The sequence below is a fragment of the Cupriavidus sp. CP313 genome (assembly GCF_054072015.1).
In genome coordinates this window covers 1-15894 of record NZ_JBSVZB010000025.1, presented here as the reverse complement: position 1 = coordinate 15894, position 15894 = coordinate 1, and the positions used below count along the sequence as shown (strand labels likewise).

The 15894-nt window shown below is 69.0% G+C and carries 12 protein-coding genes and 1 pseudogene; 9 read left to right on the top strand and 4 right to left on the bottom strand.

The annotated features are described in order from the left end of the window. Window positions 1–39: 39 nt before the first annotated feature. A pseudogene (locus tag ACW4E8_RS28445) lies at window positions 40–745 on the bottom strand (IclR family transcriptional regulator). A 204-nt stretch (window positions 746–949) separates the two neighbouring features. Here ACW4E8_RS28445 and ACW4E8_RS28440 point away from each other — a divergent pair. Continuing rightward, complete coding sequence (locus tag ACW4E8_RS28440; RefSeq protein ID WP_456807555.1) at window positions 950–3742, top strand: hypothetical protein; 2793 nt, start codon at window positions 950–952, stop codon at window positions 3740–3742. Window positions 3743–3754: 12 nt separating this feature from the next. Here ACW4E8_RS28440 and ACW4E8_RS28435 read toward each other — a convergent pair whose 3' ends face one another. Beyond that, on the bottom strand, window positions 3755–4510 hold the full coding sequence (locus ACW4E8_RS28435) for an IclR family transcriptional regulator (protein ID WP_456807554.1): 756 nt from the start codon (window positions 4508–4510) through the stop codon (window positions 3755–3757). 190 nt (window positions 4511–4700) lie between these two features. On the opposite strand from ACW4E8_RS28435, the gene ACW4E8_RS28430 reads away from it, so the two are divergent. From ACW4E8_RS28430 to ACW4E8_RS28395, 8 genes are all read left to right on the top strand, one after another. Next, on the top strand, window positions 4701–5741 hold the full coding sequence (locus ACW4E8_RS28430; RefSeq protein WP_456807553.1) for an LLM class flavin-dependent oxidoreductase: 1041 nt from the start codon (window positions 4701–4703) through the stop codon (window positions 5739–5741). A 228-nt stretch (window positions 5742–5969) separates the two neighbouring features. After that, window positions 5970–7976 (top strand): sigma-54-dependent Fis family transcriptional regulator, encoded by a 2007-nt coding sequence (locus ACW4E8_RS28425; protein WP_456807552.1) that lies wholly within the window; start codon window positions 5970–5972, stop codon window positions 7974–7976. A gap of 235 nt (window positions 7977–8211) precedes the next feature. Continuing rightward, complete coding sequence (locus ACW4E8_RS28420; RefSeq protein ID WP_456807551.1) at window positions 8212–9291, top strand: ATP-NAD kinase family protein; 1080 nt, start codon at window positions 8212–8214, stop codon at window positions 9289–9291. Window positions 9292–9362: 71 nt separating this feature from the next. After that, window positions 9363–10364 (top strand): thiamine pyrophosphate-dependent dehydrogenase E1 component subunit alpha, encoded by a 1002-nt coding sequence (locus ACW4E8_RS28415; RefSeq protein WP_456807550.1) that lies wholly within the window; start codon window positions 9363–9365, stop codon window positions 10362–10364. A 36-nt stretch (window positions 10365–10400) separates the two neighbouring features. Next, window positions 10401–11417 (top strand): alpha-ketoacid dehydrogenase subunit beta, encoded by a 1017-nt coding sequence (locus tag ACW4E8_RS28410; RefSeq protein ID WP_340525846.1) that lies wholly within the window; start codon window positions 10401–10403, stop codon window positions 11415–11417. Then, on the top strand, window positions 11417–12541 hold the full coding sequence (locus tag ACW4E8_RS28405; RefSeq protein ID WP_456807549.1) for an acetoin dehydrogenase dihydrolipoyllysine-residue acetyltransferase subunit: 1125 nt from the start codon (window positions 11417–11419) through the stop codon (window positions 12539–12541). The genes ACW4E8_RS28410 and ACW4E8_RS28405 overlap by 1 nt, the downstream gene beginning before the upstream one ends. 80 nt (window positions 12542–12621) lie before the next feature. Continuing rightward, on the top strand, window positions 12622–12963 hold the full coding sequence (locus tag ACW4E8_RS28400; protein ID WP_340525849.1) for a carboxymuconolactone decarboxylase family protein: 342 nt from the start codon (window positions 12622–12624) through the stop codon (window positions 12961–12963). A gap of 46 nt (window positions 12964–13009) precedes the next feature. Further along, the gene (locus ACW4E8_RS28395) at window positions 13010–13771 is read left to right on the top strand and encodes a lipoate--protein ligase family protein (protein WP_456807548.1); all 762 of its coding nucleotides are present in this window, start codon (window positions 13010–13012) and stop codon (window positions 13769–13771) included. Window positions 13772–13953: 182 nt separating this feature from the next. Here ACW4E8_RS28395 and ACW4E8_RS28390 read toward each other — a convergent pair whose 3' ends face one another. Both ACW4E8_RS28390 and ACW4E8_RS28385 read right to left on the bottom strand, forming a co-directional pair. After that, a complete protein-coding gene (locus ACW4E8_RS28390; protein WP_456807547.1) occupies window positions 13954–14775 on the bottom strand; it encodes a hypothetical protein in 822 nt (273 codons plus the stop codon). A 433-nt stretch (window positions 14776–15208) separates the two neighbouring features. After that, a complete protein-coding gene (locus ACW4E8_RS28385; RefSeq protein WP_456807546.1) occupies window positions 15209–15598 on the bottom strand; it encodes an OsmC family protein in 390 nt (129 codons plus the stop codon). Window positions 15599–15894: the final 296 nt, after the last annotated feature.

The following is a 15894-nucleotide window of genomic DNA, read 5'->3' as shown; positions in this document are numbered from 1 at the left end:
GTCTGGTTTTGTCTGTTGTGTGTGATGACTTGAGCGCGCTCAGCGCATGAAACCCGCCACCGGGCCGATGGTGTTGCGCGCGGTGCGCAGCGCCTCCAGCAACCGCGGCACCGCCTCAGGCGTCAGGCGCTGCAGCGGGCCGGCGATGGCCAGCGATCCCACCACCGCCTGGGTGTCGCGGTGGCGCAGCGGCAGCGCCAGCCCGGCCACCGTGGCGGCGGATTCCTCGCAGGTGTAGGCCCAGCCGTCGGCGCGGATCTGCGCCAGCCGTGCTTCCAGTTCGGGCGCGTCGCCCACCACCTGGCAGCGGAACGCTTCCGGCTGGAACGCCAGGATGGCCTTGGCGTGCGCGCCCGCGTCGAGCGCGAAGCGCTGGCCCACCTCGATGGAAAAGCGCAGCTGGTGCTGGCTCTGGGCGATATCCGTGCACAAGCCCTCGCCACCGTCCAGCCACGACAGCGCAAGACGTTTTCGCCGGCCGAGGTGGTGCAGCCCGCGCTGGAAGCGCTGGCGCGCGAATGCGGCGAGACCGTGTTCGTCCCAGCTCGAACCAGCGCAAGCCCAAGCCGTAGCGGCCAACCGCGTCCTGCACCAGGAAGCCATTGGCGGCAAAGGTCGCCAGCACGCGGTGCACCACGGCGTGGTGCACGCCGCTGTGGCGCGCCAGTTCGCGCACGCCCCAACTGGGCTGGCGGGCGGTGAAGTGGGTCAACAGCGCCAGGGCGCCGTCCAGGGTCTTGAGCATGGTGGGTGGTTGCGTCGACTGCTTGTGTCTCTATATAAGAGACAACGTCTCTGATACAGAGAAATGCTAGGCTTCGGCCCGGCTCTCAACAATCAGGGTTAACGCGGGGCCGGCTGGCCACGCCGGGCGCATGCCTGGCGCCGGCAACAGCGGAGCGCCGCCGCCTATACTTGGCGCAGACCGACTGCTACCGGGAGGACGCGCATGGCCGCGGAACACCACGGAACCGGCGGATCCGGCGGATCTGGCGACGAGGCCACCCGCATCGCCCAGCGCCGCCGCCAGCTCGGCATTGCGCCGCGCGCCGGCGACGGCCAGCGCAACTGGGCCCTGGCGCTGTCCGGCGGCGGCATCCGCAGCGCCACCTTCTGCCTGGGCGTGATGCAGGCGATGGCGGGCACTGCGATGCCCGCCAAGGCGGCGGCGCCGGCCCCCGCGCCGGAAGCCGCGACGCCGGCGGCCGCCACCGCCGCCGCGGCGCAGACCGTGCCGGGCCTGGCCTCGCTGCTGGCGCAGTTCGACTACCTGTCCACCGTCAGCGGCGGCGGCTACCTCGGCGCCTTTTTCGTCAGCCTGTTTGTGCCCGGCCGCCTGCGCCGCGGTGCGGGCCCGGTCCAGGCCGCCACCGACGCCTATCACACGCTGCAATGCGAGCCGCCGGGGCGCATCCATACCTCGGTGTCCTACGCCGCCGACCCCGGCCGCGGCGCGGTGGCATGGCTGCGCGAGAACGGCCGCTACCTGTCGCCCACCGGCGCCGGCGACACCCTCTATGCCGCCGCGCTGGTGGTGCGCAACTGGCTGGCCATGCATTTCGTGATCGGCAGCGCGCTGCTGGTGCTGCTGGCTTTGCTGGCGCTCGGGCAACACATTGCGGTGGGGGTTTCCTACGGGTTGGGGCGCTATGAGATGGACCTGCTGCACGACGCGCGGCAGGCCTTCAACCAGGGCGAATGCGCGATCTGGTGGAGCACGCTGCTGTGGCTGCCGCTGGCCACCGCGCTGGCTGGCGCGGCGCCGCCCGGGCTGGCCTACTGGCTGATCTACCCGCGCGCCAACGATCCGCAGGCGACGGCCCGCTTCCTGAGCCCCGCGCCGCTGCTTGCCACGCTGCTGGGCCTGATGCTGCTGGCCGCGGCGCGCTGGTCGCAATGGCTCGGTTCGGGGCTGGTCATCGGCAAGCTCTTTGCCGCGCTGGGCGTGCTGACGCTGCTGGGCGTGCTGTGGTGCCTGGCGCTGCTGCAGGGCGAGCCGCGCACCGTGGCCGCCTACCGCGTGCGCGCCACGCGCGCACTGCGTGGCGCGCTGACGCTGACCCTGTGGCTGGCGGCGCTGGGCATTGCCGACACCATCGCACGCACCGCTTACCTGTTTGCCCACCAGGCCCACCACCAGTGGGGCGCGGCGCTGCCCGCAACCGTGCTGGGCGTGCTGGTCTGGCTGGTGCACTACGGCTCGCGCTGGCTCGATGCCGGCCGCAAGGGCAGCGCCGACACGCCCTGGCGCGCGCTGTGCGCGCGGCTGCCGGTGTCGCTGCTGGCGGGCGCGGCAGCGGCCGTGCTGGCGCTGCTGCTGTTCGTGCTGTGGTCGTGGCTGGTGCTGTGGGTGCGCTGGGACGGGCGCGAGCCGGTCGACTGGCTGGTGTTCGGCAACGTCTATACCGGCCCGGCGCTGGCCACGCTCACCGTGGTCAGCCTGGTGCTGGCGCTGGTGGCGGGGCGCTTCTCCGGCTTCCTGAACCTGTCGACGCTGCAGCCGTTCTACGCGGCGCGGCTCACGCGCGCGTTCCTGGGCGCATCCAACGGGGAGCGCTTCGCGGCCCCCGATCCGAGTGCCGACCGCGACGGCAGCCAGCGCGCCCGCTTCAGCGTGGCCGAGCCCGTGCCCGGCGACCAGCTCAGCCTGAACGCGTATTACGATCCGCGCGTGCTGGCGCCGCTGCACCTGATCAACGTCACGCTGAACCTGACCGTCGATCCGGCCGCGCAACTGGTGCAGCGCGACCGCAAGGGCATGCCGCTGTGCCTGGCGCCCGGACCCTGCGTGGCGCAGGCCGGCGCGGCGGCGGCGCTGCCGCCGGACGCCTACGCACGCTTCACCATCGATGGCTGGGCTTGCTGCCCGGATGTGTCATGGCCGTCGTCGGGCAAGCTGGCCGAATCGCGTACCGTGGGCGACTGGATCGCGATCTCGGGCGCGGCTGTGTCCACCGGGCTGGGGCGCGCGACCACGCTGGGCACCTCGCTGCTGCTCGGCCTGGCGAACCTGCGGCTGGGCACATGGTGGCCGTCGTATCCGGCCAGCCACGCGCGCGAAGGCGGGCGCCGGGGCCGCGCGCGGCGCCATCCGGAACGCGCCACGCATCCGTGGCTGGCCGCGGGCATCGCGCTGTTCCGCACGCAGTACTACCTGGGCTGCGAACTGAGCGCGCGCTTCCACGGCACGCGGCGTGGCTGGCAGTATCTGTCCGATGGCGGGCATTTCGACAACACCGGCGTGTACGAGCTGCTGCGCCCGGGCCGCGATGTCTCGCTGATCGTGCTGTGTGATTGCGGGGGCGACCCCGACTACCGCTTCGGCGACCTGGCCAACCTGATCCGGCTGGCGCGCATCGACCATGGGCTGGAGATCGTGGTCGATACCGAGGCTGCCACCACGCACCCGGTGCTGAGCCGTGTCTTCGGCGTACCGGATGATTTCCTGCCGGGCGCGCCGACTGGCGACAAATGCGCGGTGCTGCTCGACGTCTATCGCACCGGCCCGGAGTGCGGGGCGCCACGCGCGCGCACCTGCCGCATCGTGCTGCTCAAGCCGCGGCTGGTGTCATGGGCGCCGGCCGACGTGCGCCACTACGGCGCGACCCATCCCGCGTTTCCCCAGGAGGCCACCGGCGACCAGTTCTTCGATGAGGCGCAATGGGAGAGCTATCGCGCGCTGGGCCATGCGATCGGCCAGCGCGTGCTGGGCGGGGCCGTGGGCAAGGCCCTGCTGGTGTGAGCGAGGGGCGCGTCAGCGCACGAAGCCGATGACGTCTTCCAGCCGGCCGCTGGCATCGCGCAGCGCCTCCAGCAGGCGCGGCACCGCGGCTTCGTCCAGCCGCTGCTGCGGCCCGGCGATGGCGACCGAGCCCACCACCGCGCTGCGGTCGCGCGACCACAGCGGCAACGCCAGGCCGGCCACGCTGGCGGCGGCTTCCTCGCGCGTGTGGGCCCAGCCGCGCTCGCGCACCTCGGCCAGTTGCTGCTCGATGCGCTCGCGGTCCAGCGTCGCGTGGGGGGCCATGCGCGCCAGCCCCTGGCGGTAGACCTCATCGCGAAAGGCATCGTCCTGGAAGGCCAGCATGGCCTTGGCATGCGCGCCCGCATAGAGCGGAAAGCGCTCGCCCAGCTCGATCGAGAAGCGCAGCTGGTGCTGGCTCTGCACCAGTCCCACGCACAGGCCCTCATGGCCATCGAGCCACGACAGGAACACGGTCTCGCCGCTTTGCGCGGCGAGCTTTTCCAGCACCGGGCGCACGATCTCGTCGGGCGAGAAGCTTTTGCGCACCACCTGTCCCAGCTCGAACAACCGCAGTCCCAGCGAATACTTGCCGGTGGCCGCGTCCTGCACCAGGAAGCCGTTGGCGGCAAACGTGGCCAGCACGCGGTGCACCACGGCGTAGTGCACGCCGCTGTGCTTGGCCAGCTCACGCACGCCCCAGGTCGGCTGGCGCACGGTGAAGTGGGTCAGCAGGGCCAGCGCACCGTCCAGTGTCTTGAGTGTCATCGCTTGTTCCTTCGCATCGGGCTGCATGGTACGGGCAAGCGCGGCGCGACTCAATCTTTCGTGCCCCCGAATATACCCACGCCGCCCGAAGGGCCGCGATCAGGCCGCCAGCACGATCGCGCCTGGGTCTCTAAGATAGCGAGCCATACGCATTGCCCGCGTGCGGCACCAGCCGCCCGCCATCCACCACATGAATCACGACTCTATCCCCAACGGCGCAGGCGTTGCCTGGTCCGTGCTGGACCTGGCCCCCATCCCTGAAGGCAGCGATGCCGGCCAGGCCATGCGCAACTCGCTCGACCTGGCCCGCCATGCCGAGCAGCTGGGCTACCACCGCTACTGGCTGGCCGAGCATCACAACATGCCCGGCATTGCCAGCGCTGCCACCGCCGTGCTGATCGGCTATGTCGCCAATGGCACCAGGACCATCCGCGTGGGCTCGGGCGGCGTGATGCTGCCCAACCATTCGCCGCTGGTGATCGCCGAGCAGTTCGGCACGCTGGCCTCGCTCTACCCGGGCCGCATCGACCTGGGCCTGGGCCGCGCGCCCGGCACCGACCAGGCCACCGCGCGCGCCTTGCGCCGCCACCTGTCGGCCGACAGCGCCGATACCTTCCCGCAGGACGTGGAAGAACTGCAGGCCTATTTCGACGACGTGCGCCCCGGCCAGCGCCTGCGCGCGGTGCCCGGCGCCGGGCTCAAGGTGCCGATCTGGTTGTTGGGTTCGAGCCTGTTCAGCGCGCAGCTGGCCGCGGCGATGGGCCTGCCGTTCGCCTTTGCTTCGCACTTTGCGCCGGGCTTCATGCGCCAGGCGGTGGACCTGTACCGGCGCACCTTCCGGCCCTCGGAATCCTTGGACCGACCCTACGTGATGCTAGGGCTGAACGTGTTCGCGGCCGAGACCGGTGACCAGGCGCGCCGCCTGTTCAGCTCGCTGCAGCAGCAGTTCCTGGCGCTGGTGCGCGGCACTCCGGGGCAGCTGCGCGCGCCGGTGGACGATATCGAATCGCTGTGGAACGAGAGCGAGGCCGACCATATCCGCCGCTCGCTGGCGTGCTCTGTGGTGGGCGATCCTGACGCCGTGCGTGCCGGCATGCAGCGCTTTGTCGATGACCTGCGCCCGGACGAGCTGATGCTGACCGGGCAGATCCATGATCACCAGGCGCGCCTGCGCTCGTTCGCCATCGCCGCCGATGCGGCGCGCAGCCTGAAGACCTCGTCAGCCCTCTGAGCGCCTGCGATGCTCCGGTATGGCGTGCGCCGCACTTGCGGCGTGCGCCCGCGAGCGTGCCTCCCCTAATCCTGTTTGCGCACCGCCGATCCGCTCGGATACATTAGAAGGCCCGAGACACAGAGGCGCGGCTCCCGCAGCACGCGCCCGACAGTCCGCCCGATCCACCGCCCCTTACGCATCATCCGGAACCCGTGGGGCCGACGGCAGCGACGACAGGAGACAGCGATGGACCTGCGGCAACGCGAGCACATCGAGACGGTGGTCCAGGCCACCACATACCTTGCCCCGCCGGCCGTGCTTGCGGACCGGATCGCGCACGACGCCATCATCCAGAACTCATGGCGCCGCTGCGTGCACCAGTACGGCCTGGATCCGTCGCGCATGCAGGAGGCGCGCATCCTGCCGCAGCCGCGCCTGCGCGAACACCAGGAACGTATCGACGACTTCGCGCGCATCGCGCGCCACGGCCTGCAGAGCCTGTACGGCCAGGTGGCGGGCCTGGGCTATGTGGTGCTGCTGACCGATGCGCAGGGCGTGACCGTCGACTATATCGGCGAGGCCCGCAGCGATGCCGCGCTGCGCCACGCGGGCCTGTACCTGGGCGCCGAGTGGAGCGAGAGCGGCGCCGGCACCTGCGCGGTCGGCACCGCCCTGGCCACCGGCCAGGCGCTGACGGTGCACCAGGCCGACCATTTCGACGCCACCCATATCCCGCTGACCTGCACCGCCGCGCCGCTGTTCGATACGCACGGCAACCTGCACGCCATCCTCGACATCTCCGCTTTGACCTCGCCGCAGGCCAAGGACAGCCAGGGGCTGGCGCTGCAGATGGTGCGCATCTACGCCGCGCATATCGAGAACGCCAACTTCCTGCGCGCGCACCGCCGCGACTGGATCCTGAAGCTGAACGTGGCGCCGGAGTTCGTCGACGTCAATCCCGAATACCTGCTGGCGCTGGATGAGGCCGGCCGCATCGTCGGCCATAACCACCGCGCCAGGCTGATGCTGGAGGGCGAGCTGGGTGGCGCACCGGGCGCCACCGTGCTGGGCCAGCGGTTCGAGACGCTGTTCGACGCGCGCCTGGAGGACCTGGGCCACTATGTCTATTCGCGCCCGAGCGAGCAGCGCCTGGTGGCGCTGACCCGCAGCGGCGGCCTGCTGTACCTGAGCGTGCTGCCGCCCGCGCTGCGCTGGCAGGCGCCGCCCGCCGAAACGCAGGTGGCGATGCCGGATGTCCTGGCGGCGCTGACCGGCGGCGATGCCGCGCTGCAGCAGCAGTTGCAGCGCGCGGCGCGCCTGGTCGATTCGCCCATCAACCTGCTGATCCACGGCGAGACCGGCAGCGGCAAGGAGTTCCTGGCCAAGGCGCTGCATCTTGCCAGCGCGCGCCGCGGCGGGCCGTTCGTAGCGGTGAACTGCGCGGCGATCCCTGAAACACTGATTGAAAGCGAATTGTTCGGGCACCTGCCCAACAGCTTCTCCGGCGCAGGCCCGCGCGGCAAGCGCGGCCTGATCCAGGAGGCCGACGGCGGCACGCTGTTCCTGGACGAGATCGGCGACATGCCGCGCGAGCTGCAGTCGCGGCTGCTGCGCGTGCTGGCCGAGGGCGAAGTGCTGCCTGTCGGCGCCGCGCGGCCGGTGCCGGTGCGGCTGCGGGTCATCTCCGCCACGCACCACAGCCTGGAGCAACTGGTGGCCGACGGGCGCTTCCGCGAGGACCTGTACTACCGCCTCAACGGCGCACGCTTTACGCTGCCGCCGCTGCGTGCTCGCACTGACCTGGACTGGCTGGTCAGCAAGCTGCTGCAGGAAGGGGGCGCAGAGGGCAGCGAGATCACGCTGTCGCCCGCGGCACGCGAGCGGCTGCACCGCCACCGCTGGCCCGGCAACCTGCGCGAGCTGCGCAACGTGCTGGAGTACGCGCGCGCGGTCTGCGCCGACGGCTATATCGATGTGCCGGACCTGCCTGACAGCCTGGCGGGACCCGCACCGTCCGCCGCCCTGCCGCAGCCCGGAGCCGTCCAGTCACCCGCTGCCGCACCGTTCGATCCGCACCAGTTGCCGCCGGAAGGCATGCTGCTGATGCAATACCTGCGCGCTTCCGGCTGGAACCTGAGCGCGGTCGCGCGGCAGATCGGCGTCAGCCGCATGACGCTGTACCGGCGCATGGAGCGCTACGGCATCCAGTCCCCCAACCGGCGCGACGGCGGCCCAGAGCCCACCGACGCATAAGCCGGCAGGCAGCACGGCGCACGCGCGCCGTCCGTGCGATACGGTTGTCCATCCCCTGTACACCTGCGCTGTGACACCTGTCACAGCGCAGCGTCGTTTTTGCCCTGCCGCCTCGGGGTAATCCCTCGGATCCGACCCCGCTGACGCCCCTGTTTCCCCGGTTTTGACTGCCTGCGCGCACTGGCACAGCCATTGCAAATACGCCTGGCAAGACAACGACAACAGGAGACAGGCAATGGGGCACGCAGCAGGCGCCAGCGCGCAGATCGCGCCAGTGGTCGGCATCATCGCCAACCCGATTTCCGCGCGCGACATCCGCCGTGTGATTGCCAACGCCAATAGCCTGCAGCTGGCCGACCGCGTCAATATCGTGCTGCGCCTGCTGGCTGCGCTGGCGTCCTGCGGCGTGGAGCGCGTGCTGATGATGCCCGACCGCGAAGGCCTGCGCGTCATGCTGGCGCGGCACCTGGCACGCCGGCAGGGGCCGGACTCGGGCCTGCCCGCAGTCGACTACCTTGACATGCCGGTCACCGCGCGCGTCGACGACACCCTGCGCGCCGCGCGCTGCATGGCCGATGCGGGCGTGGCCGCCATCATCGTGCTGGGCGGCGACGGCACCCACCGCGCGGTGGTGCGCGAGTGCGGCGCGGTGCCGATCGCGGGCCTGTCGACCGGCACCAACAATGCCTACCCCGAAATGCGCGAGCCCACCATCACCGGGCTGGCCACCGGCCTCTATGCCGCGGGCCGCATTCCCCCTGCGCAGGCGCTGGCGTCGAACAAGCGGCTCGACATCGTCATCCGCGACGGCAACGGCGGCTTTCGCCGCGATATTGCGCTGGTGGATGCGGTGATCTCGCGTGAGCATTTCATCGGCGCGCGCGCCCTGTGGAAGACCGACACGCTTGCCGCGGTCTACGTGTCCTTTGCCGACCCCGAGGCCATCGGCCTGTCATCCATCGCCGGGCTGCTGGAGCCGGTGGGCCGGCGCGAAGAGGGCGGCCTCGCGATCGAGCTGGCCGCGCCCGGCGACGGCGAATTCGACCTGTGCGCGCCGATCGCGCCCGGCCTGATGTGCACCGTGCCGGTGGCCGGCTGGCAGCGGCTTGAACACGGCCGGCCCCATCGCGTGCGCCAGCGCAGCGGCATTGTCGCGCTGGACGGCGAGCGCGAACTGGCCTTCGGCCCGGACGACGAAGTCACCGTCACCCTGCATGACCACGCCTTTCGCAGCATCGACGTCGCGGCCTGCATGCGCTATGCCGCGCGCCACCACCTGATGCGCAGCCTGCCGCGGCACGCCGCGGCGGGATGACGCGCGGGCACCGCGTCCGCTCGCTTTTCCCCTTTCTTGAAGTGCAACACCTGAAAACGAAGGAGACAGACATGACAGCCAGAGCTTCTCAAGATTCCGCCGCGCTGCCGCTCGACAAGGAGACGTTGCTGACGGTGTACCGGAAGATGCGCACCATCCGCGATTTCGAAGAACGCCTGCACGTGGACTTCGGGCGCGGCGACATCCCGGGCTTCGTCCACCTGTACGCGGGCGAGGAAGCCACGGGCGTCGGCATCCTGCACCACCTCAACGATGGCGACCGCATCGCCAGTACGCACCGCGGCCACGGCCATTGCATTGCCAAGGGCGTCGATCCGGTGGCGATGATGAAGGAGATCTACGGCAAGAAGGGCGGCTCGTGCAACGGCAAGGGCGGCTCGATGCATATCGCCGACCTGTCCAAGGGCATGATGGGCGCCAACGGCATCCTGGGCGCGGGCGCGCCGCTGATCTGCGGCGCCGCGCTGGCTGCCAAGTTCCGCGGCAAGGGCGAGGTCGGCATCACCTTCTGCGGCGACGGCGCCTCCAACCAGGGCACCTTCCTGGAGAGCCTGAACCTGGCCGCGGTCTGGAACCTGCCGGTGATCTTCGTGATCGAGAACAACGGCTATGCTGAATCGACCTCGCGCGATTACGGCACCGCGGTGGACAGCTACGTGGACCGCGCCGCCGGCTTCGGCATTCCGGGCGTGACGGTGGACGGCACCGACTTCTTCGCCGTCCATGAAGCGGCCGGCGAAGTGATCCGGCGCGCGCGCGAAGGCGGTGGGCCGTCGCTGCTCGAATGCAAGATGGTTCGCTTCTACGGCCACTTCGAGGGCGATGCGCAAACCTACCGCGCCGCCGGCGAACTCGACGACATCCGTGCCAACAAGGATTGCCTGAAGCTGTTTGGCCGCGCCGTGACCCAGGCCGGCGTGGTCGCGCGCGAAGGACTCGACGCCATCGACCGCGAGGTCGCCGCGCTGATCGAGCATGCCGTGCAGGAGGCCAAGGCCGCACCGCAGCCCGGGCCCGAAGACCTGCTCACCGACGTCTACGTCAGCTACTGATCCGCCACGCGCTAACCCAATATCAGGAGACAAACCATGGCTCGCAAACTGAGCATCAAGCTGGCGATCAACGAGGCGATCGACCAGGAAATGACCCGCGACCCCAGCGTCATCATGCTGGGCGAAGACATTGTCGGCGGCGCCGGCGCGGACGGCGAGAAGGACGCCTGGGGCGGCGTGCTGGGCGTGACCAAGGGCCTGTACGCCAAGCACGGCGACCGGCTGCTGGACACGCCGCTGTCTGAATCCGCTTACGTGGGCGCCGCCATCGGCGCCGCGGCCTGCGGCATGCGCCCGATCGCCGAGCTGATGTTTATCGATTTCATGGGCGTTTGCTTCGACCAGATCTTCAACCAGGCCGCCAAGTTCCGCTACATGTTCGGCGGCAAGGCCGAAACCCCGGTGGTGATCCGCGCGATGGTCGGCGCGGGCTTTCGCGCGGCCGCGCAGCACAGCCAGATGCTGACGCCGCTGTTCACGCATATCCCCGGCCTGAAGGTGGTGTGCCCTTCTACGCCGTACGACACCAAGGGCCTGCTGATCCAGGCGATCCGCGACAACGACCCGGTGATCTTCTGCGAGCACAAGAACTTGTACGGCCTGGAAGGCGAGGTGCCCGAAGGCGCCTACGCGATCCCGTTCGGCGAAGCCAATATCGTGCGCGATGGCAAGGACGTGTCGATCGTCACCTATGGGCTGATGGTGCATCGCTCGCTCGAAGCGGCCGCCGCGCTGGCGAAGGAGGGCATCGAGGCGGAAGTGATCGACCTGCGCACGCTCTCGCCGCTGGACATGGACACCGTGCTGGAATCGGTCGAGAACACCGGCCGCCTGGTGGTGGTGGACGAGGCCAGCCCGCGCTGCAATATCGCCACCGATATCTCCGCGCAGGTTGCGCAGCAGGCGTTCGGCGCGCTCAAGGCGGGCATCGAGATGGTGTGCCCGCCGCATACGCCGGTGCCGTTCTCGCCGACGCTGGAGGACCTGTACATTCCCAGCGCCGCGCAGATCGTGGCCGCCGCGCGCAAGACCATGAAGGGAGGCAAGCACTGATGGCAACCGCAATTTCCCCCACGATTGTCCCGATCGTGATGCCCAAGTGGGGCCTGTCGATGAAGGAAGGCACGGTCAATGCGTGGCTGGTCGACGAAGGCACCGAGATTACCGTGGGCCTGCCGATCCTCGACGTGGAAACCGACAAGATCGCCAATGCGGTGGAGGCGCCCGACGCGGGCACGCTGCGCCGCAAGGTGGCGCAGGCCGGCGACGTGCTGCCGGTGAAAGCGCTGCTGGGCGTGCTGGCACCTGCGGAGGTGAGCGATGCGCAAATCGATGACTATGTCGCGGCTTATGAAACGCCGGCGGACGACGCTGGCGAAGAAGACGCCGCTGCCGCGTACCAGTTTGCCGATGTCGACGGCATCCGGGTCCGCTATGCCCGCAAGGGTGGCGGCGCCGAAACCGTGCTCTTCATCCACGGATTTGGCGGAGACCTGGACAACTGGCTGTTCAACCTCGATCCCCTGGCCGACGCGTACACCGTTGTGGCGCTCGACCTGCCCGGCCACGGACAGTCGTCGCCGCGGCTCGCGGGCACGACGCTGGCGCAGATGGCCGGCTTTGTAGCGCGCTTCATGGACGAGACCGGGATCGAGGCGGCGCACGTGGTCGGCCATTCGATGGGCGGCGGCGTGGCGGCGCAACTGGCGGTGGATGCACCGCAGCGGGTGCTGTCGGTGGCGCTGGTGTCGCCGGTGGGCTTTGGCGATGCCGTCAACAGCGGCTATACCGAAGGCTTCGTCAGTGCCCAGTCCCGGCGCGAGCTCAAGCCCGTGGTCGAACTGCTGTTCGCCGACGCGGGGGTGGTCAGCCGGCAGATGCTGGACGACCTGCTGCGCTACAAGCGGCTGGACGGCGTCACCGAGGCGCTGACGGCGCTGGGGCAGGGACTCTTCGGCGGTGGCCGCCAGAGCGAACAGCCTGGCCAGCGGCTGGCCGGCAGCGGCAAGCGCGTGCTGGTGGTGTGGGGCGGTCAGGACCAGATCATCCCGGCCGCGCACGTGGAAGCCGCGCCGCCGGGAGCAACCGTCAAGGTCTTTGCCGATGCTGGCCACATGAGCCAGATGGAGAAGGCCAATGACTTCAACGCGCTGCTGAAAAAGCATCTGGCCAGCTGATGCCGCGCGCGGATGGCCCCGCGCCAGGGCGCCATCCGCTCGGCCAGCTTGCCTTGTTCGAATTCAAGACAGGACACCTCATGACCACAGACCTGAAGACCCGCCTGACCGAGATCAACAAGCAATTCGGTGCGCTCGGCCAGGCCCAGCCCGCCGCCATGAGCGCCTTCCAGGGCGTGATGAAGGCCGCCACGCAGGACGGCAGCCTGCCGGCCGCCGTCAAGGAACTGGTTGCCGTCGCGCTGGCGGTGCAGAAGGGCTGCGACGACTGCGTGCTGTTCCACACCAGCCAGGCGCTGCGCCATCGCGCTACGCGCGAGCAGCTGGCCGAAGTGCTGGCCATCAATATCGAGATGGGCGGCGGACCCGGCGCCATGTATGCGTCGAAGGCGCTGGCGTACTTCGATGCGCTCAATGCCTAGCCTTGCTAGACTCGGCACGTTGCCATCCGGAGGCTGGTGCCATCCCATGCCGTTTGAATTTGTCGATGCGGCCCATGCCGGGCAGGCGGGCAGCGACCCGCTGCAGGATGAGCTGGCCTTGCTCGATCTCGCGGCACAGGGCCGGCAGGTGGCGCAGCTGTGGGAGGCGCCGCTGTCGCTGGTGGTGCCGCGCACCTACCTGCGCCACGCCGCGCTGGAAACCGCGCGCGCCGACTTCGCGCAACAGGGATGCCCGGTGTTCCTGCGCATGTCGGGCGGCGGGTTGGTGCCGCAGGGCCCTGGCATCCTCAACCTGAGCCTGGCCTACGCAGTGGGACAGCCGCCGGGTGCGCGCAGCGACGCGGTCTACCTGCACTTGTGCGAGGTCATCGGCGACGCGCTGCAATCGCTGGGCGTCGACACGCACTGGCAGGCGGTGGCCGGCTCCTTCTGCGACGGCCGCTACAACCTGGCCTGGGGCCCGCCCGAAGCCGCGCGCAAGATCGCCGGCACGGCACAGTACTGGCGGCGCGCACCCGCGGCCATGCAAGCGCCCGACGGGCAGCGCCACCTGGTGCTGGCCCATGCGGTGCTGCTGGTCAGCGCCGACCCCGTGCAGATCAACGCGCGCGCCAATGCGTTCGAAGCGGCCATCGACAGCGGCCGGCGCTATGACGCGGGCAAGGTCGTCAGCGTGCGCGAGGCATTGTTGGCCAGCGGCCGCGCGGTCGATGACGACGCCACGCTGATGGCGCAGGTATCGGATGCGCTGCGGCGAAGCGTCGGGCAGACGCCGCCACCGGCATAGCCGCTTGACGGGGAGACGCCAATTGGCGATCCCAAAAAAAATCGCGGCCCACGCGGGGCCGCTAAAAATCGGGAATGCGAGGCGTGTCAGATGCCTCAGGAGACGTTATCGGCACAACGTGGGCCGCCAAGACCCCACTTCGGTGGGGTCTGTCGAGCACAATCTTGGAGGCGAGTGATCGCTTACGCGATCAGGTAGGCGGAGTGCGGGTCGGGCCGGATGGCAGTGCGCAGTTTGCGAACGCTGGCTTCCAGTTCGGCATGGGCGGCATCGAGCCAGGCCACGCGATGGCGCACCGGATCCTTGGCCGACAGGTCGCTGGCGGTGATCTCGCGCAGGAAGTAGCGCACCATGCTGCCGGCGCGCGCGGGCACTGGCATCATCCCCAGCAGTTGAGGCTTCGCCAGCAGCCGGCGGCTGACTGCATGCCGCAGCCCTGCCCAGGCGGTACGGCCCAGCGCGATGTACAGCGCATCAGTGCGCATCTGCCGCACGGTGCCCAGGAACTGCGCTTCGAATACCTCGCGCAGCATCGGGGTCTCCAGCAGTTCTTCCAGTGGGCCGTCGAACGCCAGACCGCGCCGCGTGGTGGCATGCGGCAGCAAGGCAAGCGGTTGCAGGCGCTCGAACCCGTCGTTCCACAATGCCGCGGCGTGCGGCAGGCCGACCAGTTCCGGCACCCGGAAGTGGTCGAGCATGCGGATCAGGTTGGGCCGCACCAGCTTGCCGCCCAGCTCGACGCGCCGCTTGTTCTCGCGCTGGATCACGCGGCCGGGTGCATGGGCGCGCATCAGTTCTTCGGTGACGGCGGCGGCCAGCCGCACATGGGCGTGGCCGGGCGTGGTGCTGACCAGCACCAGGGGTGCCTGCGTGTTCAGGTATTCGCAGGGCACGTAGTGCATGGCGTAGGTGCCGTCCTGTGCCACCACAACCGGTTTGGCGATCACGCCGACTGCGCCCGCAAGCCGAACCTGCGCGCAATACGCTTCGATGAAGTTGGTCAAGGAACCCCCCGCTCGCTTCGATGTATCGGCGCTTTCTACTGGCGCCTTCTACTTGTTCTGCTTTCCGTTCATGGTAAGCCTGCGGTGCATGGCAGATAAAGCGCGCGGCGCCGGTTTGACCGGAATGCGACGAAACCTTGGTGGGCCAGCCAACACACCGGGGCAGGATGCCCCTCGAACGGGTGGGGCGCGCGCCTGGTTCACGCCCGGTACGGTATCGCACCGCGCGCGTCAGGACGATGACATCAGGCAGGAGGGAATCAGCCGGAACGGGACTGCCGCGACGGTGGGTCGCCGGAAAGAAAAGACCGGACACGTGCGTGTCCGGTGAACCCATTTGCTGACTCAGGTCGTGTCACAGCCCGAGAGACTAAATGCTAACGATTATCATTTAGTATGGCAATAGCAAAGGGTGCGATCTTGCCGGGTGGGATCAGGCAATCGAAGTCTGGATGGAAAACTGTCCCGACAAGGTCTTGTGCACCGGGCAGCGGTTCGCCACGCGGAGCAGGTCACCCAGGATCTGGGGCGTAAGCTCTCCGCTGACCTTGACCTCGCGGTTCATCGTATAGGTCCCGTTGGCCTCTTCATGACCGACCGATACATGGACTTCGGTGATGGCGTAGCCCTTGCGTTTGGCGTATAGCTGCAAAGTCAGCGTGGTGCAGGCGGCCAGGGCCGAATCCAGCAGGTCATGCGGGCTCGGGTATTGGGTGTCGCCGCCGGCAGATGCATCCAGGTCGGCCTGCCACTCGGCAGTCCCGTTGGTCAGGTGGCAGATGCTGTTGCCCTGGCTTGGTTGCCAGGTCGCTTGGATAGTCATCAAACGTCCCCATCTATAAGAGAGCGGCCCGGCGGGCCGGAACAGCCATTCTATAAGCAGCGCCGGGCGAGGGCTGAAGTGGCTTGGAATGCCTTTTTTAGGCAGTTCGGCTTTTTTTCGAAATACCCCTTGCCAACCCCGCTGCGGTCACTTAATATTCGCCCCCTCGCAACACAACGCAGCGCTGCAAAGCAGACGCAGCAAGGGGTTGCGGGGTCGACCGGGAGGTTGGCGCAGCGAAGTTTGCAGCGCTGACCGCAGCGAAAAAAGTTGCTAAAACGGTTGACGAAACGAAG